Source organism: Bradyrhizobium sp. SZCCHNR2028, assembly GCF_032380995.1.
Lineage (GTDB): Bacteria > Pseudomonadota > Alphaproteobacteria > Rhizobiales > Xanthobacteraceae > Bradyrhizobium.
The window spans coordinates 93041-116787 of the sequence record NZ_JAUHJF010000006.1 but is presented as its reverse complement, the minus strand read 5'-3'; the positions used below and the strand labels follow the sequence as shown (position 1 = coordinate 116787).

Genomic DNA, 23747 nt, shown 5'->3' with positions numbered 1-23747 from the left:
CCTCGACTCCTGGATTGCTTCGCTTCGCTCGCAATGACGAAGAGGCCTTCTCGATTGCTCAATTCCGGTCGTCCGGCAGCACCGGGATCGGGGCGACCTCGATGCCTTCCTCGATCAGTTCGCGGGCCTCGTCGAGCGAGGCCTCGCCATAGATCGGCCGGTGCTCGGTCTCGCCGTAATGCATCTTGCGGGCTTCGGTCGGGAATCGTTCGCCGACATCGTCGGCGTTCTTGACGATGTGGTCGCGCAGCTCCTTGAGCTTGGCGCGCAGCTCGCGCTCCTGCGCCATCATCAGCGCGGTCGATCCCGGCGGAATCACTTCCTGCGCTGGCGTCGGTGAGGCCGGTACCGGCACGGCCTCGCGGCCCTTCTTGTTGACGATGCGCGGCGCCATGATCGCCTTCTCGACCTTGGTCGAGCCGCAGGTCGGGCATTCCACCAGCTTGCGCTTCACCTGCGAATCGTAGGCCGAGGAGCTCTGGAACCAGCTTTCGAACGTATGGTCACGCTCGCAGCGCAGCGCATAGCGGATCATGCCGAGCCCCGCACCAGGTGCAGATAGTCCGGACCCGCGTTGGGGTCGGCGATGCCGAACCGGCGGCCGTGCTGCAGCGAAGGAATGGTCTGGCGCACGCTCTCGACCCGCGACGGATCGATGCGCGCCATGATCACGCCGGGCTCGACGCCGCCCTCGGCGAGAATCTCGCCCCATGGATCGATGATCAGCGAGTGGCCGAAGGTCTCGCGCTTGTTCTCGTGCAGGCCGCACTGGGCGGCGGCGAACACGAAGCAACCCGTCTCGATGGCGCGGGCGCGCAGCAGCGTGTGCCAGTGCGCCTCGCCGGTCTTGCGCGTGAAGGCGGAGGGCACGCTGATGAACGAGGCGCCGCTCTCGGCCAGCGCACGATACAGCGCCGGGAAGCGCACGTCGTAGCAGATCGTCAGCCCCAGACGACCCCAGGGCAGATCCGAGATCACCGCCGTCTCGCCCGGCTGATAGTTGGCCGACTCGCGATAGCTCTCACCGCCCGGCAGGTCGATATCGAACATGTGGATCTTGTCGTAGCTCGCCAGCACGTTGCCCTCGGGTCCGATCAGGAACGAGCGGTTCACGGCCTTGTCTGCCGAGAAGCGCAGCGCCAGCGATCCGATGTGCAGATGGATGCTCAGCTCCTTGGCGAGCGCCTGATAGGCTTTGAGAGAGGGATCGTCCGCCTCGCTCTTGAGCTGCTCGAACAGCGCCGTCCGGTTGAGCTGCATCATGTTGCTCACTTCCGGCGTCTGGACGTACTCCGCGCCCTGCGCGACCGCTTCCCGGATCAGCCTGGTGCCCTGCTCGAGGCTCGGCTCGGGCAGGAGCGAGGTGCGCATCTGCACCATGGCGGCGGTAAAGCTGCGGTCGTTGCTCATGATGTCGCCTTGTCTCCCGCCAGCATGGCGTCGAGTCTGCCCTCGCGATCGAGCGCATAGAGATCGTCGCAGCCGCCGACATGGGTGTGGCCGATGAAGATCTGCGGAAAGGTCGAGCCCGGGCCGACACGATCATACATCTTCTGCCGGATCGTCGGATCCTTGCCCGCGTCATGCTCGGTGAAGGGAACGTTCTTGCGGGTCAGAAGCGATTTGGCGGCCGTGCAGTAGCCGCACCCCGGACGGGTATAGATTTCGATCGCAGCGGTCATGTCGCGCTCAGCTGTTACGGAACGACAGATTATATGGGAGCGCGGGGGGCATCGACAACCCGGGCGAAAACCAGCACGCTGACCTCGGCCGCCTTGGCGCGCAGCAGAGCGCGGGCGCAGGCATCCACCGTCGCGCCGGTGGTCAGCACGTCGTCGACGATGACGATGCGGCGCCCCTGCACGTCATGCAGGCGGTCTGAAGATACCTGGAATGCGCCCTGCACATTGCTGGCGCGCTGGGCGCGCGACAGGCCGACCTGCTGCTCGGTCGCCCGCACGCGGCGCAGCGCATCGCCCTGCATTCGGACGCCGCTGGACCGGGCGATCACCCGCGCCAGCGCGCCGGACTGGTTGTAACGCCGGCTGAAGCCGCGCCGCCAGTGCAGCGGCACGGGCACCACGAGGTCGGCCTCGGCCAGCAGCTCGCGGCCGGCGCGAGCCATCCAGCGGCCCATGATCGGCGCCAAATCGGTGCGGTCCTGATATTTCAGCTGATGCACCAGGGTGCGCGCGACCTCGTCATAGCGCACGGCGGCGCGGGCCCGGGCATAGACCGGCGGCGCCGCGATCGCCTCCATCGACAGCAGCTCGGGACCGGGATCGTAGACGAAGGGGATGCCGAGCTTCGGGCAATACGGCCGCTCGATGAACGACAATTTGCCCCAGCAGGCGGGACAGACGCCCTCGCCGTCGACCGGCTCGCGGCAGGCGATGCACAGCGTCGGCAGCGCGACGTCGAGCGCGAACTTCGCGACATGCGCGAGACCGCCGTGCAGCGCGCCCACGGCTGCACGAAGTCGTCCGACGCTGATTGGAGCAAACGTCACACCCATGTATTGAGGCTAGCGCCGCAACCCACGTTGCTCAAGCGGTGCATTGCCCGGCCGCGAGGATCGGCGTAACCAGACCCAATGATCCAGTCCGTCACCACTCCCGTTCTGTTCGATCGCAGCTTGCTCGCGCTCAGGCAGCGGCGGGCTGCGGCAGCGCCGGAGACCTTCCTGTTGGAGCGCGTTGCGGAGGACATCGAGGATCGGCTTGCGGCAGTGAACCGGTCCTTCACCGCGGCTGCCGACGTCTGGACGCCGGCCGCGGGCTTGAAGCCGTATCTTTCGGGACGCCTCTCGCAGCTCGCACATATCGCTGCGCCCGAAACGGCGGATGAGCGGCTGCCGCTGGCCGCGCAATCGCTCGATCTCGCGCTGTCGGCGCTGGCCTTTCAATTCGTCAACGATCTGCCCGGACTGCTGGTGCAGATTCGCCGGGCCTTGCGCCCCGATGGTCTGCTGCTGGCGGCCATGATCGGCGGCGATACGCTGACCGAGCTCCGGCAATCCTTCGCCGCCGCCGAGGCAGAGTGCGAGGGCGGCGTGTCGCCGCGCGTCGCGCCGTTCGCCGATCTGCGCGACATCGGCGGCCTGCTGCAGCGGGCCGGCTTTGCGCTTCCCGTCACCGACCTCGACCGCGTCGTGGTCCGCTATGCCAGCGCGTTCGGCCTGATGCAGGATCTCCGTCGCATGGGTGCCACCAACAGTCTGGTCGAGCGCCGCCGCACGCCGCTGCGCCGCGCGACCCTGCTGCGCATGGCCAAGATCTATGCCGAACGCTTCGCCGACCCCGACGGCCGCATCCGCGCCACCTTCGACATCATCTGGTTATCCGGCTGGGCCCCGCATGAGAGCCAGCAGAAGCCGCTGAAGCCGGGGTCGGCGACAGCGAGCCTCGAGGCGGCAGTGAAGCGAAATGTGCAAGGGCCGTCCAACGTCGAGTGATCACCCGATGATCGTCGGTCTTGACCTTCTGCGATTGCGCGCATAGATTGTACGAGCCTCGCCATGACGGCAGGCTCGTTTTGTAGGGCTGTTCCCTCAGAACGATATCAGCACAGGGCAATGTCCCTTGCGAACCTGGAGACTTAAAATGCAGCTCTCTAAGCTGACCTTTCCGGTTGTCTCGTTCCGGAACCTCGAAGCCCCCGCCCATATTCATAAGCTCGGATACCGCGATTACTTCGCGATGGTTGACGTGCGCGATCTTCCTGATCTTTCGGAATGGCGAAAGATTAACGTTCGCGATCCAAAGCTGACTGGTGCGGTCCCAAACAAGATCCGCGCGAGCGTGAGCGATAATCCCGATCTTTTCGTTTTTATGAACCGCGGGATCGTTGTCTCGGTCGAGTCGGTTCAGTTCGATAACAAGAACGGTAGAGTTACCATCGGCTTGCGCGATCCCGTTCTTCATGGACTGCTCGATGGGGGGCACACCTACAATATTCTTTTGGAAGAGCGGGATGCGCTTGAATCGCCTCAGTATGTAAGAATTGAGATCCTCGAGGGATTTAAGCCTGAAGATATCCCGCAAATGGTGGACGCGCGTAACACTTCGAATCAGGTGCGCGATCAAAGCCTAATGAATCTCAGTGGTGAGTTTGACAGGTTGAAGAAGGCCTTGGCTAAGGCGCCTTATGCGGATTTGATTGCCTATAAGGAGTATGAATTGTTGCCCAACGGTGATCAGAAGCCCATCGACGTAAGGGACATCATCGCAATTCTGACGGCATTCGAACGCGACCATTTCGACGATAAGACTCACCCGATCAATTCGTATCGATCAAAAGCGGCATGCCTGCAGCACTTCAAGGAGAATACCAAGTCGTATCAAAAGATCTATCCGCTGGCAGCCGATATTCTAGAGCTATACGACCTTATCCAGCTTCATCTGCCCGATCTTTACAATAAAGTTCGGGGAGGCAAGTTTGGCCACTTGACGGGAGTTACTACCTACAAGGGGAAGCATAAGGCGCATTTGGACTTCATTGACAAGGAATCGAAGTATGGTGTGCCTGCCGGATTTACCTACCCGATACTTGGTGGTTTCCGCGCGCTCGTGGAAGAAAAGGGGGGGCGCTACGTTTGGGGAAAAAATTTAGATCCCCGGCAAATGCTCCAGAATGGACTTGGAGAGACCCTCGCGGATACGATCGGAAATTTTGCGCTCGACGCTCGTAACCCTTCCAAGACCGGAAAGTCTCCATTGGTTTGGCAGGCCTGCTATCAAGCAGCTCGTGTCGCTTACCTAGAAGCAAACTAGTCAAACTAGTTGACAAGGGTGCTGGGAGCGCTAGCTCCCAGCACTGAAGTCGTTATGACCGTCACATCAGCAAATCCATCAGATGCGGCAGCAGCGGAATATCCGCCGGCGGCATCGGGTAGTCGCGCAGCTTGTTGGGCCGCACCCAGGCTAGTTGCTGGCCCTCGCGCGCGGTCACCAGGCCTTCCCAGCGCCGGCAGATGTAGAGCGGCATCAACAGATGGAACGTCTCATAGGCGTGGCTCGCAAAGGTCAACGGCGCGAGGCAAGCTTCGCGCACGGTGATGCCGAGCTCCTCGTCGAGCTCGCGGATCAGGCTGGCTTCCGGGCGCTCGCCGGGCTCGAGCTTGCCGCCGGGAAATTCCCAGAGGCCCGCGAGCGCCTTGCCGGGCGGCCGCTGCGCCAGCAGCACGCGATTGTCGGCGTCGACGAGCGCGCAGGCGACCACGAGCGTGAGTTTCAGGTCGGGCATGGTCCGATCGGGTTTCGAGAGGGATGGGCCGGTCCGAGAACCAGGCGCGCCTGTTGAGGGAGTTTTAACCTAGGCCGTTTTGAGCCCCGTTTCCACGGTTGAAATAAGCCAACCTTAATGGCCGCCCGCGTATTTTCACGGGTGAACGCCGTGACCCCCTCATGGTTCGTTAGGCATCATTCATGCGAATTGTATCCAGCCTGCTTGCCCGCCTTCGCCGCGACGTCAGCGGCAACGTCGCGGTGACGTTCGCCATCGTCTGCGTTCCGCTGATCACGGCGGTCGGCTGCGGCGTCGACTACAGCCGGGCCAACCAGATGCGCGCCAAGCTGCAGGCGGCGGTCGACGCCGCATCGGTCGGCGCGGTGTCCCGGACGGCGCCGGCCTTCATTGCCGCGGGCGCGATGACCTCGGACGGGGTGATCGCCGCCGGCAATGACGACGCGGCGAAGATCTTCAACGGCAACATGTCCGGCACATCGGGCTATACGCTGACCAGCCTGACGCCGGAGGTGAAGAAGGCCGGCTCGGTGCTGAGCGCCACCGTGTCGTTCTCGGCCACCGTGCCCATGATGTTCATGAACATCGTTGGGTTCAAGACCATGACCCTGAACGGCTCGTCGACGGCGAAGGCCTCGATGCCGCGATACATCGATTTCTACCTGCTGCTCGACAATTCGCCGTCGATGGGTGTGGCGGCGACGCCGGCGGACGTGACCAAGATGGTCAATGCGACCTCCGACAAATGCGCCTTCGCATGCCACGACTACAACGACTCCAACAATTACTATAATCTCGCCAAGACGCTCGGCGTGACCACCCGGATCGACGTGCTGCGCAGCGCCACCCAGCAGCTGATGGACACGGCGCAGCAGACGCAGACCTATACGAACCAGTTCCGCATGGCGATCTACGATTTCGGCGCGGCGTCGAAGACGATCGGATTGCGGGCGCTGTTTTCGCTGTCGTCGAGCCTGTCCAGCGCCAAGAGCGCCGCGGGCAACATCGACCTGATGGGCGTCTACGGCAACAACGACTCCTACACGGCCGACAAGGATACGCCGTTCACCACGGTGTTCCCCGCCATCAACAACGAGATCTCGACGCCGGGCGACGGCACCACCGGCTCACCGTTGAAATACCTGTTCTTCGTCTCCGATGGCGTCGCGGACGAGAGCAACGCCGCCTGCCTGAAGCCAAAGGCCAGCGGCAACCGCTGCCAGTCGCCGATCAATCCGGCGCTCTGCACCACGCTCAAGAACCGCGGCATCAAGATCGCGGTGCTCTACACCACCTATCTGCAGCTGCCGACCAACAGCTGGTACATGAGCTGGATCGATCCTTTCAACAAGGGGCCGTTCGGCCCGTCGCCGAACAGCGAGATCGCGCAGAAGATGCAGGCTTGCGCATCGGACGGGTTCTATTTCGAGGTGTCGCCGACCCAAGGCATCGCGGAGGCGATGAAGGCGCTGTTCCAGAAGGCGGTCGCCGACGCACGGATCGCGAGCTGATCGACTTGGCCCGGAAGCGCGCCGGCCTTGCGCGCTTCCCCGCTGTGGTCGGTTGCGGAATCAGGACCGGTAGTCGCCGTTGATCGCGACATACTCCTTGGTCAGGTCGCAGGTCAGCACGCGGTCGCGGCCCTTGCCGAGGCCGAGCGCCACCTTGATCTGCACCTTCTGCGCCTTCATCGCCTCGGAGACTTCCGTCTCGTCATAGGACGGATCGCGCGCGCCCTTCGATGCGACGCGGATGCCGTTGAAGGAGATCGAGAGCTTGTCGCGGTCGGCCGGCTCGCCGGCCTTGCCGACGGCCATCACGACGCGGCCCCAATTGGCGTCCTCGCCGGCGATCGCGGTCTTGACCAGCGGCGAGTTGGCGATCGACATCGCGATTCTGCGCGCCGACGGCTTGCTCTTGGCGCCCTCGACGATGATCTCGACCAGCTTGCGGGCGCCCTCGCCGTCGCGCGCGACCTGCTCGGCGAGGTCGGCCAGCACGGCATTGAACGCCTTCACGAACGCTTTCGCGCGCGGATCGCTGGCGCGGCTGATCTTCGGTGCGCCCTTCGCCGCGGCGGTCCCGGTGGCGAAGGCGAGCAGCGTGTCGGAGGTCGAGGTGTCGCCGTCGATCGTCACCGCGTTGAAGGTGTCCTCGACGCCGGCCTTGAGCAGGGCCTGCAGCGCGGGTGCCGAAATCGGCGCATCGGTGAAGATGAACGACAGCATCGTCGCCATGTCGGGCGCGATCATGCCGGCGCCCTTGGCCATGCCGTTGATCGTCACCTTGGCCTTGCCGAGCTTGACGGTCGCGGTCGCGACCTTCGGGAAGGTGTCGGTGGTCATGATGGCGCGCGCCGCGCCCATCCAGTCCTCAGGCGCCGCGGTGCCGGCCAACCCTTCGAGCACGCCGTCGAACTTGGTCGCATCCAGCGGCTCGCCGATCACGCCGGTCGAGGCGAGAAAGATCTCGTCCTGCTTGCAGCCGACCGCCTTGGCGGCGATCGCCGCCGTCAGCGCCGTCGACTGCTTGCCGGTCTTGCCGGTGAAGGCGTTGGCGTTGCCGGAGTTGACCACCAGCGCGCGCGCCTTGCCGCCCTTCAGCTTGGCCCGGCACCATTCGACCGGCGCCGACGGGCATTTCGACAGCGTGAACACGCCGGCCACGGCGGTGCCGGGATCGAGCAGCGCCAGCAGCACGTCGGTGCGGTTCTTGTAGCGGATGCCGGCCGCCGCGGTCGCGAGCTTGACGCCCGCAACGGCGGGCATGTCGGGGACATCGGTGGGGGCGAGCGGGGAGACGGCTGAGGACATCGAGAGCTTCCGGCAGAGGATGAGCGGGAAGCGCTCTGTATCATCTCGGTCGTCGTTGTGGGAGTGGATGTCACTGCACCCACTGCTGTCATCCCGGCGAACGCCGGGATCCATAACCACAGGGTCCAGTTGGGAGCCCCGGTTTCGGCCACGTGCCTGTTTCAAACATCACGCGGTATGGGTCCCGGCTTTCGCCGGGACGACACCATTTATGACGCGACCATGTCGCGCCTCAAGCCAAGTAGCCGAGCCGCTTACTTCTTCGCCGGCTCGGCGGCCTTGGCATCAGCGGGCTTCGCCTCCGCCGGCTTGGCAGCGTCGCCAGCGGGCTTGTCCAGGCGCTCGATCTTGGCGGTCTCGCGCAGCTTGCCGACATAGTCGGCCTGGGCCTTGCGGGTGACGTAGGTCTCGATCTGGCTCTTGACCTGGTCGAACTCCGGCGGCTTGCGGCTGCGCTTTTCCTCGACCTTGATCACGTGCCAGCCGAACTGGGTCTTCACCGGGTCCGAGATCTTGCCCGGCTCCATCGCGAAGGCGACGTTGGCGAATTCCGGCACCATCTGCTCCTTGGTGAAGAAACCGAGATCGCCGCCGTCCGAGGCGCCGGGGTCCTTGGACTTCTTCTTGGCGAGTTCTGCGAAATCGGCGCCCTTGGCGAGCTCGGCCTTGACGGCCTTGGCCTCGTCCTCGGTCTCGACCAGGATGTGGCGGGCATGCACCTCCTGCTCGCCGCCGATCTGCTTGGCGGCCTCCTCGTAGACCTTCTTCATCGCGTCCGGCGTGGTCGCGGCCTTGCCCTCGCTGGCAAGCAGGCTGTCCATCAGCAGCCGGTTGCGGGTGAAGGCGAGGCGCTTCTTGAACTCCTCGCTGTCGGCGACCTTCTTGTCCTCGGCCGCCTTGGCGACCAGCTTCATGTCGATCAGGAACGACAGGACGTTCTCGTCCTTGGTCGCCGGATCCATCTGCGCGAGGCTCTGTCCGAGCTCCTCCTCGGCGAGCGTCACGTCGCTCTTGCGGATCTCGGCGCCGTTCACCTTGGCCAGCACCGGGTTGGCATCGTCGGCGGCGCGTGCGGGCGCGGCAAGCAGGGACAACGCGAGACTTCCGGCGAGAGCGGTGGCAAGGCCGAGGCGCAGGCCGGTTTTCGTAACCGGGAACGACGTGGTCATGGAAAATCCTTGTTGAGAAGAGGGGGCTCGAGGGGGGAGGCCTCAGGGCGGCCGGGACACTCGCCCAATCGCCGTGCCTTGGCAACGCGAAAAGTCTGTCAATTTCGTGAAATCGGCGACAGGTGGGCGGCGACGGCCCGGCTGTCGGGCGCCGTTGACAACGTTCCCCCCCAGCCATATCTCTCCCCGGTCGCTTCAAGGGCGATAGCGCTTATTTTGCTGCGTTTTTGGCCGTTGAACCCTGGTTTGCCTGTCTCCCACTCATCTGGCGGACGCCGCCCGGCGCCGAAGGTCGAGGCTGGCGCGGGTGCTGCGGTGCATCACGTCGGGAACAGCAAACCCAAACCATGAGTTACGGCTGCAACGCAGACCCATAGAGGCAGGATTTCAGCAATGATCGGCGCGCTCGCCCGTAAGCTATTCGGCTCCGCCAACGACCGTCGCGTCAAGGGCTATCAGTCCCGTGTCAACGCCATCAATGCGCTGGAGCCGGAGCTCGCAAACCTGACCGACGAGCAGCTCAGGGCGCGCACCGAGGAGTTCAAGAAGCAGCTCGCCGACGGCAAGACGCTCGACGACATCCTGGTCCCGGCCTTCGCCACCGTCCGCGAGGCCTCCAAGCGCACCCTCGGCCAGCGCCATTTCGACGTCCAGCTGATCGGCGGCATGGTGCTTCACGAGGGCGACATCGCCGAGATGAAGACCGGCGAAGGCAAGACGCTGGTGGCGACGCTCGCGGTCTACCTGAACGCGCTGGCCGGCAAGGGCGTCCACGTCGTGACGGTGAACGACTACCTTGCCCGCCGCGACGCCGGCTGGATGAGCCAGATCTACGGCTTCCTCGGCCTGACCACAGGTGTGATCGTGCACGGCCTCGACGATGCCGAGCGCAAGGCGGCCTATGCCTGCGACATCACCTACGGCACCAACAACGAATACGGCTTCGACTATCTGCGCGACAACATGAAGTACCGCCTGGAGGACATGGTCCAGCGCGGACACTTCTTCGCGATCGTCGACGAGGTGGACTCCATCCTGATCGATGAAGCGCGCACGCCGCTGATCATCTCCGGCCCGCTCGACGACCGCTCGGAGTTCTACAACACCATCGACACCTTCGTGCCGAAGCTCGACAAGACCGACTACGAGGTCGACGAGAAGCAGCGCACGGTGACGCTCACCGAAGCCGGCATGGAGAAGATCGAGACCCTGCTGCGCGATGCCGGCCAGCTCAAGGGCGAGTCGCTCTACGACGTCGAGAACGTCTCCGTCGTCCACCACATCAACCAGGCGCTGCGCGCGCACACGCTGTTCACGCGCGACAAGGACTACATCGTCCGCGACGGCGAGGTCGTGATCATCGACGAGTTCACCGGCCGCATGATGCCGGGCCGGCGCTATTCCGAAGGCCTGCACCAGGCGCTCGAGGCCAAGGAGCACCAGCCGGTGCAGCCCGAGAACCAGACGCTGGCCTCGATCACCTTCCAGAACTACTTCCGCATGTATGCCAAGCTCGCCGGCATGACCGGCACGGCCGCCACCGAGGCCGACGAGCTGTTCGACATCTACAAGCTCGAGGTGCTGGAGATCCCGACCAACCTGCCGGTCGCACGTCTCGACGAGGACGACGAGGTCTACCGCACCCAGCAGGAGAAATACGCCGCGATCCTGGCCGAGATCGAGCGGGCGAACTCCCGGTTGCAGCCGGTGCTGGTCGGCACCGCCTCGATCGAGAAGTCGGAAGTGCTGGCCGCCTATCTCAAGCAGCATGGCTACAAGCAGATCGACTTCGGCAGCGAGCGGGCGCTCGACAAGCTCTATGCGGCGGCCCGCGCCGGCAAGCCGGCCAAGCTGTTCGCGGTGCTGAATGCGCGCTTCCACGAGCAGGAAGCCTATATCGTGGCCGAAGCCGGCGTGCCCGGCGCGATCACGATCGCGACCAACATGGCCGGCCGCGGCACCGACATCAAGCTCGGCGGCTCGCTCGAGATGCGCCTGCAGCAGGAGACCGCCGGGATCACCGACGAGGCCGAGAAGGCCGCCAAGATCGAGCAGATCAAGGCCGACATCGCCCGCTTCCGCGAGATCGTGCTGAAGGCCGAGGAGACCGTCGAGATCGAGCCCGCCAAGGGCTCCAAGCCGGCCAAGACCGTGACCAAGCCCGGCGGCCTCTACATCATCGGCTCCGAGCGCCACGAATCCCGCCGCATCGACAACCAGCTGCGCGGCCGCTCCGGCCGCCAGGGCGATCCCGGCCGCTCGAAGTTCTTCCTGTCGCTGGAAGACGATCTGATGCGGATCTTCGGCTCCGACCGGCTCGACAGCATGCTGACCCGCCTCGGCCTCAAGGAAGGCGAGGCCATCATCCACCCCTGGATCAACAAGGCGCTGGAGAAGGCGCAGCAGAAGGTCGAGGCGCGCAACTTCGACATCCGCAAGAACCTCCTGAAGTTCGACAACGTCCAGAACGACCAGCGCAAGGTGATCTTCGACCAGCGCGTCGAGCTGATGCAGGACGAGAGCGTGGTCGAGACGATCACCGACATGCGTCACGCCTTCATCGACGACCTCGTCGCCAAGCACGTGCCCGAGCATGCCTATGCCGAGCAGTGGGACGTCGCCGGCCTGAAGGAGGAGCTGAAGCGTGTGCTCGACATCGACCTGCCGGTCGACGAATGGGCGAAGGAAGAGGGCATCGCCGACGAGGAGCTGCTCAAGCGCATCGAGACCCATGCCGACGAGCGCATGGCCGCCAAGGTCGCGCAATGGGGCCCCGACGTGATGCGCTACGTCGAGAAGACCATCCTGCTGCAGACGCTCGACCACCTCTGGCGCGAGCACTTGGTGATGCTCGACCATCTGCGCCAGGTCATCGGCCTGCGAGGCTACGGCCAGCGCGATCCGCTGCAGGAGTACAAGTCGGAAGCCTTCACGCTGTTCGAGGCCATGATCGCGCATCTGCGCGAGGCCGTCACCGCGCAACTGATGCGCGTCGAGATCGTGCCGCCGGAGGAGCAGCAGCCGGTGCTGCCGCCGATGCAGGCGCACCACGTCGATCCGAACACCGGTGAGGACGAAATGGCCTTCGCCAACGTCTCCGTGGTGCCGTCCTCCGGCGTCGCTCCGGTCCCGGCCGAAGCGCGTAACCCGAACGACCCCACCACCTGGGGCAAGATCGGCCGCAACGAGGACTGCCCCTGCGGCTCGGGGAAGAAGTACAAGCACTGCCACGGCAGGTACGCTTAAGCGCGGACTGAGGCAGTCTCTCCATCGTCATTGCGAGCGCAAGCGAAGCAATTTCAGAGTCTCGCAATCAGCTCTGGATTGCTTAGCTGCGCTCGCGTTGACGAATAATTCGTTCTGGGTTGGAGCGGATGTCGAAACCTGCCTAAGGAATGCGTCATAAGCCCTTGTGAAGGGCCACGAGTAGCGATGCGGCAGCAACCATCAGCGAGATTATTGAAGTAAGAGCTGCGATCCTGAGGGCGGAAGCTTGTTGGGTCTGCTGAGCTGCCTTCTCTGAAACCAAACGAAGAAGAGCGAATAGATCTTCAGTATTGAGCGGGGGGCGTTCCTGCTCTTCGTCAGCAACGACGAATCGAGAATGTCTCAAATGAAGTGAGTAGAGCGGTTCTCCATGATCTCGCGACACGCCTCTCGACTCTCGAAAGAGCCCTTTGAAGGTCCTTAACACACCGCGCACCGCATCGACATTCTCTATCGATAGATCTTTCGCAATGCCTTTCGGTTGGCGAGCTGGCCACTTGTTCACTGCAAGATGGGTGACTACCGCCATTAAAGTTTCGTAGTTCGCCGCGTAGTCGGGTCGTTGCATGATCCGTCAACTCACCAAAAAAGATTACAGAGGCCTCCGCCGAATATTGGCGGAGGGAGTCCGATCGCTGGAATACTGTGCAGTGGGGTCCTGCGGAGCTTGACTTGCCGGCCAACCGTTGGGTCCCAATCGATGCTGCGATCTACACTGCCCAACTCATAAACTCTAACTCTGCCAGCAACAAGTCATGGAAGGTCAACAGTCGCGCTGCTGCGTCGCGTGCTTGCTCGTGGCATCAGCTGAGTTCGGATCAGGCGGCCTTCACCACCTCAACGCGCGCGCCTTCCGCAATCGTCCGCGGCGCCGCGTTCAACTGCTCGATGGCGAATCCCGCGGCCTTCTTGTAACCGGCCATGAACGCCTCGCGCTCGGCCGGTGGGATGACGTCGTCGATGTTGGTGAAGGTGCCGCCGCAGCGCTCGTCGACCAGGTTGAGCAGACCGAACGGGCCGGCGCCACGGTTGCGCAGGATGACTTGCGAGATCGGGCCGCACAGCTTGTCGTCATAGGCCGCGAGCGCGGCCGGCGTGACGCCGTGCGCCAGCAGCGAGGCGCCGAGCACGCGGGCGTCGACGATGGCCTGGCTGGCGCCGTTGGAGCCGGTTGGATACATCGCATGGGCGGCGTCGCCCATCAGCGCCACCGGGCCGTCGACCCAGGTCGGCACGGGATCGCGGTCGATCATCGGGTTCTCATAGGCGCCGTCGGCACCGGCGATCAGCGCGGGCACGTCGAGCCAGTCATAGGTCCAGCCGGCGAAATGATGCGCGAACTCCTTGACCGGCACCTGGCGGAACCAGCCCGTCTGCTTCCAGCCCTCGGTGTTGTCCATCGTCACTTCCGCGATCCAGTTGATCAGCGCCAGCCCCGTTTTCGGGTCGGGATGCGAGATCGGATACACCACGACGCGATGGCGATGGGTGCCGAGCCCGACGAAGGACGATCCGGTGCGCATCGGCTTCGCCCAGGTCACGCCGCGCCACATCACGGCGCCGCCCCAATGAATCGGCGGCTGTGTGGGGTGCATCTGCGCGCGCACCGCCGAGTGGATGCCGTCGGCGCCGATCAGCAGCCGCCCGCGCGTCTCGATGCGCGATCCATCGGCATGCTCGATGCGGGCCGTTACCGATCCGTCCGAGTTCTTCTCGTAGCCCGCAACGCGACTGCCGAGCCGCACGCTTCCAGCGCCGGCGCGTTCCACCAGCCGGCTGTACAGCAGCATGTGCAGCTTGCCGCGATGCACGGCATATTGCGGCCAGCCATAGCCGGCGAGCAGGCCGCGCGGCTCGGAATAGATGTCGTTGCCATTCAGCCCGACCAGCGCCCATTCGCGCGCGGGCACGCCGACCTGGTCGAGATCATCGGCCGAGATGCCGAGGTCATACAATTCCCGCACCGCGTTGGGCTGCAGGTTGATGCCGACCCCGAGCGGCCGCATCTCGCGCACGCTCTCGTAGACGATGCAGGGCACGCCGATCTGCTGCAATGTGAGTGCGGTCGCGAGGCCGCCGATGCCGCCGCCGGCGATGATTACGGGAAGATCGGTCATGGGCATGGTCCGTCGCACGTGAACTCGAAAGCAGAACGCGAAAGGAGGGGCAAAGGGATGCAGGCACGGCGCTGCTGCGCGTGCGGATCGCCTCCCTTCGATCCGTCCTTGGCCAGCGTTGTCGGCTGGTCCGATGGTGAAAGGCCTAGTTCAGATGCCCGGCGGAGACAAGGGGAATGGGCATTCCGCGCTGCCGTGGTAGGCTGGTGCCATGCACCGTCCCACCCTGTTCCTCACCGCCGCTCTGTTGCTGCTCGGGCTTGCGAGCCCTGCCATGGCCTTTGACATCGAGGCCCATCGCGGCGGGCGCGCGCTGTATCCGGAGAACACGCTGCAGGCCTTCAAGATGTCTCTGGCCTTTCATGTCGACACGCTCGAGCTCGACGTCGGCGTCACGAGGGACGGCGTGCTGGTGGTCTCGCATGAGCGACGGCTTAATCCCGATCTCGTCCGCGCCCCCGATGGCAACTACGTTGCGCCGCCCGGGCCGCTCCTGATTGATCTGCCGCTTGCGGAGGTGCAGTCCTACGACGTCGGCCAGATCCGTCCGGGCAGCGACTACGCCAGGCAGTTTCCGGAGCAGCAGGTGATCTCTGGGGACGTCCCGCCGCCGCGCATTCCGACCCTGAAGCAGGTCATCGATCTCGTCAGGGGCTCGGGCAAGGATCGTGTGCGCCTCAACATCGAGACCAAGCTCGATCCAGCGCTCCCGAATGAAGCGCCGGACCCCGATCGGTTCGTATCCCTGCTGCTCGGCCTGATCGAGGCCGAGCACTTCACCGACCGGGTCATGATCCAGTCGTTCGACTGGCGCACCTTGCAACTGGTGCAGCAGCGCGCGCCAAGGATCTCCACCGTCTATCTGTCACGGCAAAGCGGCAAGACGCCCACGGTGTCGCCGACCGAGGCGACGCGCTGGACCGCGGGCTTCAACCCCGCCGATCACGGCGGCTCGCTGCCGCGGACGATTCACGCGGCCGGCGGCAAGGTGTGGTCGCCCTTTTTTACCGATGTCACGCCGGAGCTGATTGCCGAGGCGCATGCGCTTGGCCTGGAGGTCGTGGTCTGGACGGTCAATAAGCCCGCGGACATGGCGCAACTGATCGATGACGGCGTCGACGGCATCATCTCCGACCGGCCGGATGTGCTGCGCAAGGTTGCTGCCGACAAGGGGGTGGCAAATCCGACAGGCGAGCTGCGGCTGCAATCGACGAAGCCAAAGGCGCATCCGGAGTAGCGGAGCCGAGAGTTCTCACGCGTCGGGGTGAGGCGCCGCCGCGCGGGGGATACTTTGTTGTCCGATCTTTCGTCACTCCCCCTGACTGCACGTTCGATGCATCCGGACACCCAAGCACCGTTCGGGTCAGCCTGGTCAAGCCACCAGCCGTTTGGTCATGAAGAGGCTGAGCGGATCGAGTCGGTAGATCCCGAACGGCCCGCAATCCTGATAGCTGGAGCTGCGATAGAGCTGGATCGCCTGCGGCTGTCTGATGCCCACTTCGAGGCTTACGCGGCCAAGCCCGCGACCTTGGGCCTCGTCTTCCAATGTCATGAGGAGCCTGCGTCCGAGCCCACAGCCGCGGGCGGTTTCGCGGACGAACAATCGCTTGATCTCGGCATGTCCTGGGCCAATGAGCCGAAGGGCGATCGATCCGAGCAGCGTCCCGTCACGGCGGGCGGCAAAAAATGCGGCTCCGGGCACCGAGAGCGCGTGGGCATCGACGGGATGATTGCTTTCAGCAGGGTATAGCGTCCGCAGGTAGGCATTGGCCTCCGCGATCAGGTCGGCGACATCAGCCTGTCTGGCATCTTCGATCGCGACGGTGACGTCGGTTGGGTTCATCGTCTCCGGCCTGGCAAACGTGACGAAACGCGTCAGCATCGTGCCAGAGCACCACCGTCCCGATCAAATGCCGAGACGGCTGTCTCACGCGCAATCGCGGCTCACCCCATCACCACCTCGTGCCGGATCACGAACGGCGCCAGCAAGGTGTGCACCTCGTTCTCGACCGCCTCGCGGGTCTCCGCAGGCACGTTGCGCAACGTCACCGTCGCGATGCTGCCGTGGCTGCCGTGCGGGCCGACCTTCACACTGCAATCGATGCCGCGGTCGGTGACCTGCGACAGCACCTTGGTGAACACGCGCGTCGCGGCGTCCCAGCGCAATTGCGGCTTGAACACCTTGCCGACACCCGTGACCGGCATCGGGTCGATCGGGATGATCTGCACCGGCACGGCGGCGCGCTCGGGCGTGCGGGCGCGCACCCAGTCCTCCAGCTCGCCCGGCTGCACGGCAGCCCCCGGCTTGAGCTGGACGTAGCCGATCGGCAGCTCGCCGGCATAGGCGTCGGGTTGGCCGACCACGGCGGCGAAGCCGACCGAGGGATGCTGAAACAAAATCTCCTCGATCGGCGCCGGATCGATGTTGTGGCCGCCGCGGATCACGAGGTCCTTGGCGCGGCCGGTGATCCAGAGGAAGCCGTCGGCATCGAGCCGGCCGAGATCGCCGGAGTTCACCCAATGGCCGTCGATGAACGCGCCCTTGTTGTGGGCGTCGTCGAGATAGCCTGAGAACACGCCGGGCCCGGCCATGATGACGACGCCGATCTCATCCGCCGCGCAATCGCGCTCATAACGGCCGTCGGCATCGAGCTTGACGATCCGCACCTTGGCGTAGGGCAGCGGCAGGCCGACCGAGCCGAGCCGGATCGGCTGGTCCGGATAGGCCATGGTGTGCACGCTCGCAGTCTCGGTCATGCCATAGACTTCGATCACCGGCAGCTTCAGCTTGTCCATGATCGCCTGCCCCACGGCGACCGGAATCGCCGAGCCGCCGCCCGCGGCATAGCGCAGGCTGGAGATGTCGGCCGCGCCTTGCGGCACAGCCAGCGTCGCGGCGAGCACGGTCGGCACGCTCGACAGCGTCTCCGGCTTGAAGCGCTCGACCAGGCCCCAGATGTTGCGCACCGCATTCGGGTTGCGCCAGCCGGCACCGGAGAGCACGACGAGGCTGCCGCCCGCGGAGAGGGTCTGCAGCGCCTGCGTCAGTGATCCCCCGACATGGAATAGCGGCATGCCGAACAGCAGCGTCCCGCCGGGCTTGGCTTTCAGGACCAGGTTGATGCCCCAGGCCTGGTAGACTTGGTTGCCATGGCTGTGCCGCACCAGCTTCGGCGTGCCGGTGGTGCCGCCGGTGTGGAAATAGGCCGCGGTATCGCTGGCCTTGATCTGCCGGCCGCTGACGAGGTGATCGCCCGGCTGCGGCTTGATCAGGTCGTTGAAGGCGTGGATGCCGTTCGCCGGATCACCGCCGCCGCCATGGACCTGCACGATCGCCTTGAGGTGTTTGAGGCCGCCACGGACCTTCTCGACCTTCTGCCAGATGTCGGTGCCGGGCAGGGGGCCCAGCGCCACCAGCACCTTGGTCCTCGCGGCATCGAGAATCTCGGCGATCTGGTGCGGCTCCAGCAGCGGGTTGACCGGGTTCGCGATCCCGGCGGCCTCCGCGCCGAACAGCGTCACGAAGGCGTCGGGCACCAGGGGCAGCATGAAGCTGACGACATCGTTGGGGCCGACGCCGAGCGCATGAAACATGTTCGCGGCCTGCGTCACCCTGGCGACGAAGTCGCGATAGGAGATCACGACCGGCGCGTCGGCCGGGTCGGCATTCTGCAGAAACTGGATCGCCGGCGCGTCCGGGTTGGCTGAGGCACCGCATTTGAGCGCCTCGAAGGTGCTCTGCGCGGCGATCCGTTCATTGTACGGCATCTGTTCGAAGGCGCGGATGTCAGCCGTGCTGGCGAATGTCGGATAATCGCTGCCGATGGCGCGATCGAGCAGATGGATGCCCATGGCCTGTCCTCCCTGTGTCGTGTCCTCGTCCGGTCACGCATGCCCGGTGATCGCGCGCGGGCTCTGTGGTCCGTTCAACGCGATCGTCACAGGACAGGATGAGGGAGGATTCGTCTTGCGTCTATCCCGGCGTTGCCGGGGCGAGCAGACACATTTGCCGCAGGCGGGATGCGGTAGGGTGGGCAAAGGCGCGTCCACCGGTGCTGCTCCGCGGTATGCAGTCAACGCGCCATGCCCACCGTCCATCGGCGTGCTCGGTGTGCAATGGTGGGCACGGCGCGAGAGTCAGTCTTAGTCAAATCAGTAGCTCGGCGCGCCTTTGCCCACCCTACAGCAGCCGCTCAGCTCGCCGCGTCGATCAGATTCTCCAGCAGCCGCTTCAGCTCGCCGGTGGCCTTGTCGCCGTAATTCTCCAGGATGTGCGCCTCCTGGCTGGCGGCGAGCGAGTTCAGCCGCTTGCACAGCGCCTTGCCATGATCGCTGATGAACATCAGCACCTTGCGGCGGTCATGGGCGTCCTGGCGGCGGTAGACCAGCGAGTCCGACACCATGCGGTCGATCATCTTGGTCAGGGTCGGGTGGTTCAGCAGCACCGCGTCGGCGAGATCGCCCATCGAGTGCCCCTCGCCGTCCGAGAGCACCTTGAGGATGCGCCACTGCTCGACGGGCACGCCCTCGGTGCTCAGGCGCGACTCCAACTGCCGGTTGATCTCCCGGTTGGCTTGCGCGAGCAGGTAGGCGAGATGCTCGGTGAGGGGGGTGTTGGGATGGGGCGGTTTGGCCACGGTGAATTTCGCTTGCGGTCCCGACTTGAATGAATGTCCGGCAGTTGCTGCCCGATCTATATGCATCCCAATTCTTGAACATTCAACATTTTCGAATAGGATATTTGCCGAACACGTGCTGATTTTGACGGCGTATGACCGCCGGTCCACAATGGGCCAGACACGGTTGCGGCCAAGGAGTGGGTGTGCTCTCGACAGGATCTGTCACGGCCGGGCGTCTCAGTCTGCCGCCATCCCTGCTGTTCAGGAGCCCGCCCCGGCGGGCCGGCCTTCCCGCACTCGCCCCGTTCGATCCTGACTGTCTCCAGCGGCGCCGCTCCCAGAACAGGCTGCGCATCGGCAACTTCCTCACCTTCTCCGGCTCGCCCGGCATCTGGGGGCCGGCCGCGACCAACAGCGCGCTGCTCGCGGTGTCCGAGATCAACCGCCGCGGCGGCATCCTCGGGCGCGAGATCGAGTTGTCGTTCTACGATTCCGGCGGGCCGGTGGACGAAGTGACCGATCGTGCCAGGGACGCGCTCGAATTCGGCGACATCGACGTCGTCATGGGCTCGCATATCAGCGCCGTCCGGCTGGCGCTGCGCCGGCTCACGCGCGGCCGCACCCCTTATGTGTATACGCCGGTCTATGAAGGCGGCGAGCGCACGCCCGGCGTGATGGCGATCGGCGAGACGCCGCACAGCCAGACCCGCCCCGCGATCCACTGGCTGGCGGAGAACAAGCGCGCCCGGCGCTGGTATCTGATCGGCAGCGACTATGTCTGGCCCTGGCAGTCCCACCTTCAGACCAAGACCTACATCACCGAGGCCGGCGGCCAGGTGGTCGGCGAGGAGTTCGTGCCGGTCGGCGAGGATGATCACGAGGCGCATCTGGCGCGCATCCGCGCCGCCAGGCCCGATGTCGTGCTGATCTCGTTGATCGGCACCGACAGCATCACCTTCAATCGCGCGTTCGGCGAGTCCGGCCTCGCCGCGACCACCCTGCGTCTCGCCGGCGCGGTGGACGAAACGGTGCTGCTCGGCATCGGCGCCGACAACACCGAGAACCTGTATTCGGCCTCCGGCTACTTCAGTTGCATCGGCTCCAAGGCCAATGACGCGTTCATGAGCCGGTACACGGCCATGTTCGGCGCCGATGCGCCGCCGGTCGGATCGGTCGGCCAGTCGAACTACGAGGGCCTGCGTTTTCTCAAGGCGGCCGCCGAGCGCGCCGGCTCGCTGTCGCTGCGCCCGCTCGCCGCCGCCGGCCGCAACATCGTCTATTCCGGCGCGCGCGGTGAGGTGACGATCCGCCAGGGCCGCGCCGGCATGGCGATGCATCTCGCCGCTGCCGACGGACTCGATTTCAAGATCATCCGGACGTTCTGAGTAACGCTGCGCCGAGCTTGGCCGGGCTGCGTGCCGCGGTCACCCTCCCCTGGAGGAGGCGGGGTGGGGTGATCTCTCCTCTGGAGCCGGCGCGCGTGGAGACATCACCCCACCCCGCTCGCCCGCTTCGCGTGCGATCGACCCTCCCCCTCCAGGGGAGGGTGAGCCATCACATTCGCGGCCGCCTGTTCAGTTCAGCCGCAAGGCAATCACGATGACAAGATCTGCCGTCACGCGGCCGCAGCCTTCTTGGCCTGCACGTCGACGGCAGCCGCCGGCGTACCTCCGACCAAACGAATCATCCTGCTGATGGCCTCCTGCGGCATCGGCTTGCCGAACAGGAAGCCCTGTACGCTGGCGCAGCCTTCCTCGCGCAGGAAGGCGAGGTGCTGCTCGGTCTCGACGCCCTCGGCCAGCACGGGAATGTTGAGGCTGCGCCCGAGCAGCCGGGTGGCCTTGATGATGGCTGCGGCGTGCACGCTGGTCTCCACCGACTGGATGAAGCTCTTGTCGACCTTGATCTTGTCGAAGGGAAACACCTGCGGCGACGAGTAGCCGGTGCCGAAATCGTCCATCGCCACGGTGACGCCGATCGCCTTCGGGTTCCTGCAAGGAACTCGGGCATCGTGGCGAAACTCCCAACGCCGGCCGCAGGGCTCGCCGGCACACGGCCTTTTGCGCCCCCGGTGGCCGGAACGGGTTGCCGCTCCGTGACGGAATTAATACGATCGGATGTCAGTCACATGAAAGTTGGAGTGCCCGGATGCATGCGCAGTCGCGAGCCCTGTCGAACCCGGTCGGTCTGTGGTGGGCGATGCTGACGCTCGTCAGCCTCGCCAACATCGTGTTCTGGTTCATCCTGTACCGCCAGCTCAACGGCGGCAGCAATACCCTGGGCCAGGCTTCCCAGACCGGTTCGATGCTGGCGCTATCGGCGGCCTATGTGTTCGGCTGCGCCTTCCGCTCGGTGCTGCCGCGCGCCGACGTGCAGCGCATCTGTCTGGTCGACAGCTGGCTGTCGAGCGTGTTCGTCGGCCGCACCGTGGCGACCATCGCCGAGATCGCCTTCGCGGCGCAATGGGCCATCATCCTGGCGCAGCTCGGCGCGATCGCGGATGCCGAGACCGCGGTCAACATGGCCCGCATCATCGTGCCGCTGATCGTCGTTGCCGAGATCTGTTCCTGGTATGCGGTCGTCACCAGGAATTTCCTCTACAACGCGATCGAGAACTCGCTGTGGGCGGTGGCCTTCCTGTTCGTCGGCATCGGCCTCGGCCGGCTGCTGCCGGAGTTCGACGGCATGGTTCGCGGGCTTCTGATCGCGGGCCTCGTCGGCATCGCCTGCTATCTCGCCTTCCTGGTCGTGATCGACGTCCCGATGTATGTGAAGCGCTGGCGCATCGAGCGCGCCGCCGGCACGCCACTGCTGCATCCGCTCGCCGGTTTGCGCGACTCCGCCACGCGCTGGACCGTCACCCACGAGTTCGAGCACTGGAAGGAAGAGATCGCCTGGATGTCGCTGTATTTCAGCGCCGCTGTCTGGGGCTCGCTGGCGCTGTGTGCGCTCTCGGCGATGAACGATCAGCCGCATGATCGCGCGCAGGCGATCGGCGCGCCGCCGGCCATCGTCCAGCACGACGCCGATCGGTCCTGACGCGACATCCCGCCGTGACGGTCACGGCGGGATGCCTGCCGGCTGAGCGCCGGTGTCTCAGCCATGCATCGCGAAGTGATGCGAATCGTCCATCTGGACGATGTGGCTGTAGTCGGCGTGCGGCGCGTCGTGCACGGCCACCGGCGCGTGGTCGAAATTCGGCGGCACGATGCCGGTGTTGCCCCCATGGCCATGGTCGCCGAAATTGTCGACGATGATCGGGTTGTGCGACGAGCCCTCGCCGTGCAACGGGCCGGGGAAGCCGGGGCCGGGGCCCTGGCCGCCCTGGACGTTGTCGCCGGACTGATGGATCGCCTGCGCGATCGAGTCCCAGAACCCGCCATGGCTGCCGCCGTCCTGTCCCGCATGAGCGATCTGGATGCTGCCGTCGCTGCGCAGGCCGTCCTGGGCCAGCTTGAAGACGTCGCCGATCGCCGCGCCGAGATCGCCATGGCTGAGGTCGTTGACCAGCGAGCCCAGGTCGTGGCCGATCGCGTCGAGCTGCTGCCCCAGCGAGTGGCTCAAATCGCCGGCGGTCTGCGCCAGCCCGTTGAGCCCCTCGCCGACGAAATGGCCGACGCCATCGACGATGCCGGTGCCGACCGCATCGGCGCCGTGGGCGATGCCGGAGATCGCTTCACCGATCGGTCCGCCGATCAGGTGGCCGGCCGCGGAGGCGCTGTCGGTGACCACGCCGATGGCGCCGTCGGCCACCGCCACGCCGGCGTCGAAGCCGCCCTTCACCACCGCGCCTGCGGCGTCGAGCGCGTCCATGCCGACCTCGCCGGCCGTTCCGACGATGGTGCCGGCCATGCCGAGCGCGCCGTGGCCGACCGCGCCGGCCGCCTCCAACCCGGCCTCGCCGAGGCCGACCGCGGTGTGTGCGAGGTCGCCGGCGACGTCGAGGGCGCCATGCGCCACGTCGCCCCCGACCTTGAGTCCACCATCGACGATGTCGCCGCCGATATGCTTGACGTCGTTGATGACGCCGTCGATGTCACCATGCACCAGATGGCCGACCCCGGACGCCACGTCGCCGGCGACGTTGATCCCGGTATGGAGGACGTCGCCGCCGACATGGACCACGGTCGAAGCCACGTCGCCTACGGTGTGAAGCAGCCCGCCGCCGATCGCCTCGGCACCGTGCCCGATCGCGCCGAGCACGCCGCCCACGGTATGGATGGCCTCGCCGCCGAGCGCACCGATGCCATGCACCACGCTGCCCACGGCATGGGCCGCATCGCCGGCGACGTGCTCGACCGTGTGGACCACGGCGCCCGCCGCGCCACCGACCGCACCCGCCACATCCTTCGCGACGTCCTTCACGTCGTCCACGGCGAAACTGACGGCATCTCCGATATCATCCCAAAAGCTCATGACCTGCTCCTCTCGGTTGCGTCACCTCGCCTCGGGTGACGCGCCGTTTGTCGCAGATCGCGTCCCGGCGCTCCGTGCGCGACATCACGCAAGCTGAGACGT

At 65.3% G+C, this 23747-nt stretch carries 21 protein-coding genes; 7 read left to right on the top strand and 14 right to left on the bottom strand.

The features are described 5' to 3' along the window. Positions 1 to 58: 58 nt before the first annotated feature. The 4 genes from QX121_RS12550 to QX121_RS12535 are packed head-to-tail and all read right to left on the bottom strand — an operon-like array spanning position 59 to position 2515. The gene (locus QX121_RS12550) at positions 59 to 535 is read right to left on the bottom strand and encodes a DUF1178 family protein (protein ID WP_315715194.1); all 477 of its coding nucleotides are present in this window, start codon (positions 533 to 535) and stop codon (positions 59 to 61) included. Further along, the gene (locus tag QX121_RS12545) at positions 532 to 1410 is read right to left on the bottom strand and encodes a carbon-nitrogen hydrolase family protein (protein WP_315812077.1); all 879 of its coding nucleotides are present in this window, start codon (positions 1408 to 1410) and stop codon (positions 532 to 534) included. The genes QX121_RS12550 and QX121_RS12545 overlap by 4 nt, the downstream gene beginning before the upstream one ends. Then, on the bottom strand, positions 1407 to 1682 hold the full coding sequence (gene grxC, locus QX121_RS12540; RefSeq protein WP_315735238.1) for a glutaredoxin 3: 276 nt from the start codon (positions 1680 to 1682) through the stop codon (positions 1407 to 1409). The genes QX121_RS12545 and grxC overlap by 4 nt, the downstream gene beginning before the upstream one ends. Before the next feature lie 29 nt (positions 1683 to 1711). Continuing rightward, positions 1712 to 2515: a ComF family protein gene (locus tag QX121_RS12535; RefSeq protein WP_315812076.1), complete on the bottom strand. Its 804-nt coding sequence runs from the start codon at positions 2513 to 2515 to the stop codon at positions 1712 to 1714. Positions 2516 to 2593: 78 nt separating this feature from the next. Here QX121_RS12535 and QX121_RS12530 point away from each other — a divergent pair, with 78 nt between their 5' ends. Continuing rightward, on the top strand, positions 2594 to 3454 hold the full coding sequence (locus QX121_RS12530) for a methyltransferase domain-containing protein (RefSeq protein ID WP_315812075.1): 861 nt from the start codon (positions 2594 to 2596) through the stop codon (positions 3452 to 3454). A gap of 148 nt (positions 3455 to 3602) precedes the next feature. Continuing rightward, positions 3603 to 4772, top strand: a complete 1170-nt coding sequence (locus QX121_RS12525) for an AIPR family protein (RefSeq protein WP_315812074.1) — start codon at positions 3603 to 3605, stop codon at positions 4770 to 4772. 61 nt (positions 4773 to 4833) lie between these two features. Here the strand turns inward: QX121_RS12525 and QX121_RS12520 are convergent, their stop codons facing one another. Continuing rightward, a complete protein-coding gene (locus QX121_RS12520) occupies positions 4834 to 5244 on the bottom strand; it encodes a (deoxy)nucleoside triphosphate pyrophosphohydrolase (RefSeq protein ID WP_315812073.1) in 411 nt (136 codons plus the stop codon). 182 nt (positions 5245 to 5426) lie between these two features. On the opposite strand from QX121_RS12520, the gene QX121_RS12515 reads away from it, so the two are divergent. Beyond that, complete coding sequence (locus QX121_RS12515; protein ID WP_315773186.1) at positions 5427 to 6755, top strand: TadE/TadG family type IV pilus assembly protein; 1329 nt, start codon at positions 5427 to 5429, stop codon at positions 6753 to 6755. 60 nt (positions 6756 to 6815) lie between these two features. Here the strand turns inward: QX121_RS12515 and argJ are convergent, their stop codons facing one another. Both argJ and QX121_RS12505 read right to left on the bottom strand, forming a co-directional pair. Next, complete coding sequence (gene argJ / locus QX121_RS12510) at positions 6816 to 8057, bottom strand: bifunctional glutamate N-acetyltransferase/amino-acid acetyltransferase ArgJ (protein ID WP_315812072.1); 1242 nt, start codon at positions 8055 to 8057, stop codon at positions 6816 to 6818. A 254-nt stretch (positions 8058 to 8311) separates the two neighbouring features. Then, a complete protein-coding gene (locus tag QX121_RS12505; protein ID WP_315812071.1) occupies positions 8312 to 9226 on the bottom strand; it encodes a peptidylprolyl isomerase in 915 nt (304 codons plus the stop codon). A 393-nt stretch (positions 9227 to 9619) separates the two neighbouring features. Between QX121_RS12505 and secA the strand changes: the two genes are divergently transcribed. Further along, on the top strand, positions 9620 to 12472 hold the full coding sequence (secA, locus tag QX121_RS12500; RefSeq protein ID WP_315812070.1) for a preprotein translocase subunit SecA: 2853 nt from the start codon (positions 9620 to 9622) through the stop codon (positions 12470 to 12472). A gap of 154 nt (positions 12473 to 12626) precedes the next feature. Here the strand turns inward: secA and QX121_RS12495 are convergent, their stop codons facing one another. Both QX121_RS12495 and QX121_RS12490 read right to left on the bottom strand, forming a co-directional pair. Next, complete coding sequence (locus QX121_RS12495) at positions 12627 to 13061, bottom strand: hypothetical protein (RefSeq protein WP_315775699.1); 435 nt, start codon at positions 13059 to 13061, stop codon at positions 12627 to 12629. A gap of 250 nt (positions 13062 to 13311) precedes the next feature. Further along, positions 13312 to 14610: a flavin-dependent oxidoreductase gene (locus QX121_RS12490; RefSeq protein WP_315812069.1), complete on the bottom strand. Its 1299-nt coding sequence runs from the start codon at positions 14608 to 14610 to the stop codon at positions 13312 to 13314. A 211-nt stretch (positions 14611 to 14821) separates the two neighbouring features. Here QX121_RS12490 and QX121_RS12485 point away from each other — a divergent pair, with 211 nt between their 5' ends. Next, positions 14822 to 15847: a glycerophosphodiester phosphodiesterase gene (locus tag QX121_RS12485; RefSeq protein ID WP_315812068.1), complete on the top strand. Its 1026-nt coding sequence runs from the start codon at positions 14822 to 14824 to the stop codon at positions 15845 to 15847. Positions 15848 to 15982: 135 nt separating this feature from the next. Here QX121_RS12485 and QX121_RS12480 read toward each other — a convergent pair whose 3' ends face one another. The 3 genes from QX121_RS12480 to QX121_RS12470 all read right to left on the bottom strand — a co-directional run bounded on the left by QX121_RS12480 (position 15983) and on the right by QX121_RS12470 (position 19247). Then, complete coding sequence (locus QX121_RS12480) at positions 15983 to 16492, bottom strand: GNAT family N-acetyltransferase (protein ID WP_315812067.1); 510 nt, start codon at positions 16490 to 16492, stop codon at positions 15983 to 15985. 62 nt (positions 16493 to 16554) lie between these two features. Further along, positions 16555 to 18462 carry an acyl-CoA synthetase gene (locus tag QX121_RS12475; RefSeq protein ID WP_315812066.1) on the bottom strand — a complete coding sequence of 636 codons (1908 nt, stop codon included), beginning with the start codon at positions 18460 to 18462 and terminating at the stop codon, positions 16555 to 16557. Between the two features lie 341 nt (positions 18463 to 18803). Further along, positions 18804 to 19247, bottom strand: coding sequence for a MarR family winged helix-turn-helix transcriptional regulator (locus QX121_RS12470; protein WP_315735215.1), 444 nt, complete (start codon positions 19245 to 19247; stop codon positions 18804 to 18806). Positions 19248 to 19432: 185 nt separating this feature from the next. Between QX121_RS12470 and QX121_RS12465 the strand changes: the two genes are divergently transcribed. Further along, positions 19433 to 20614, top strand: coding sequence for a substrate-binding domain-containing protein (locus QX121_RS12465; RefSeq protein WP_315812065.1), 1182 nt, complete (start codon positions 19433 to 19435; stop codon positions 20612 to 20614). A gap of 230 nt (positions 20615 to 20844) precedes the next feature. Here the strand turns inward: QX121_RS12465 and QX121_RS12460 are convergent, their stop codons facing one another. After that, positions 20845 to 21207 carry an EAL domain-containing protein gene (locus QX121_RS12460; RefSeq protein ID WP_409999334.1) on the bottom strand — a complete coding sequence of 121 codons (363 nt, stop codon included), beginning with the start codon at positions 21205 to 21207 and terminating at the stop codon, positions 20845 to 20847. A gap of 170 nt (positions 21208 to 21377) precedes the next feature. Here QX121_RS12460 and QX121_RS12455 point away from each other — a divergent pair, with 170 nt between their 5' ends. Continuing rightward, positions 21378 to 22268 carry a hypothetical protein gene (locus QX121_RS12455; RefSeq protein ID WP_315812064.1) on the top strand — a complete coding sequence of 297 codons (891 nt, stop codon included), beginning with the start codon at positions 21378 to 21380 and terminating at the stop codon, positions 22266 to 22268. Between the two features lie 57 nt (positions 22269 to 22325). Here the strand turns inward: QX121_RS12455 and QX121_RS12450 are convergent, their stop codons facing one another. Then, positions 22326 to 23645 carry a hypothetical protein gene (locus QX121_RS12450; RefSeq protein WP_315812063.1) on the bottom strand — a complete coding sequence of 440 codons (1320 nt, stop codon included), beginning with the start codon at positions 23643 to 23645 and terminating at the stop codon, positions 22326 to 22328. Positions 23646 to 23747: the final 102 nt, after the last annotated feature.

Coding starts and splice junctions, on each gene's coding strand:
- QX121_RS12550 (WP_315715194.1), bottom strand. CDS start 535: ATGATCCGCTATGCGCTGCGCTGCGAGCGTGACCATACGTTCGAAAGC.
- QX121_RS12545 (WP_315812077.1), bottom strand. CDS start 1,410: ATGAGCAACGACCGCAGCTTTACCGCCGCCATGGTGCAGATGCGCACC.
- grxC (WP_315735238.1), bottom strand. CDS start 1,682: ATGACCGCTGCGATCGAAATCTATACCCGTCCGGGGTGCGGCTACTGC.
- QX121_RS12535 (WP_315812076.1), bottom strand. CDS start 2,515: ATGGGTGTGACGTTTGCTCCAATCAGCGTCGGACGACTTCGTGCAGCC.
- QX121_RS12530 (WP_315812075.1), top strand. CDS start 2,594: ATGATCCAGTCCGTCACCACTCCCGTTCTGTTCGATCGCAGCTTGCTC.
- QX121_RS12525 (WP_315812074.1), top strand. CDS start 3,603: ATGCAGCTCTCTAAGCTGACCTTTCCGGTTGTCTCGTTCCGGAACCTC.
- QX121_RS12520 (WP_315812073.1), bottom strand. CDS start 5,244: ATGCCCGACCTGAAACTCACGCTCGTGGTCGCCTGCGCGCTCGTCGAC.
- QX121_RS12515 (WP_315773186.1), top strand. CDS start 5,427: ATGCGAATTGTATCCAGCCTGCTTGCCCGCCTTCGCCGCGACGTCAGC.
- argJ (WP_315812072.1), bottom strand. CDS start 8,057: ATGTCCTCAGCCGTCTCCCCGCTCGCCCCCACCGATGTCCCCGACATG.
- QX121_RS12505 (WP_315812071.1), bottom strand. CDS start 9,226: ATGACCACGTCGTTCCCGGTTACGAAAACCGGCCTGCGCCTCGGCCTT.
- secA (WP_315812070.1), top strand. CDS start 9,620: ATGATCGGCGCGCTCGCCCGTAAGCTATTCGGCTCCGCCAACGACCGT.
- QX121_RS12495 (WP_315775699.1), bottom strand. CDS start 13,061: ATGCAACGACCCGACTACGCGGCGAACTACGAAACTTTAATGGCGGTA.
- QX121_RS12490 (WP_315812069.1), bottom strand. CDS start 14,610: ATGACCGATCTTCCCGTAATCATCGCCGGCGGCGGCATCGGCGGCCTC.
- QX121_RS12485 (WP_315812068.1), top strand. CDS start 14,822: ATGCACCGTCCCACCCTGTTCCTCACCGCCGCTCTGTTGCTGCTCGGG.
- QX121_RS12480 (WP_315812067.1), bottom strand. CDS start 16,492: ATGCTGACGCGTTTCGTCACGTTTGCCAGGCCGGAGACGATGAACCCA.
- QX121_RS12475 (WP_315812066.1), bottom strand. CDS start 18,462: ATGGGCATCCATCTGCTCGATCGCGCCATCGGCAGCGATTATCCGACA.
- QX121_RS12455 (WP_315812064.1), top strand. CDS start 21,378: ATGCATGCGCAGTCGCGAGCCCTGTCGAACCCGGTCGGTCTGTGGTGG.
- QX121_RS12450 (WP_315812063.1), bottom strand. CDS start 23,645: ATGAGCTTTTGGGATGATATCGGAGATGCCGTCAGTTTCGCCGTGGAC.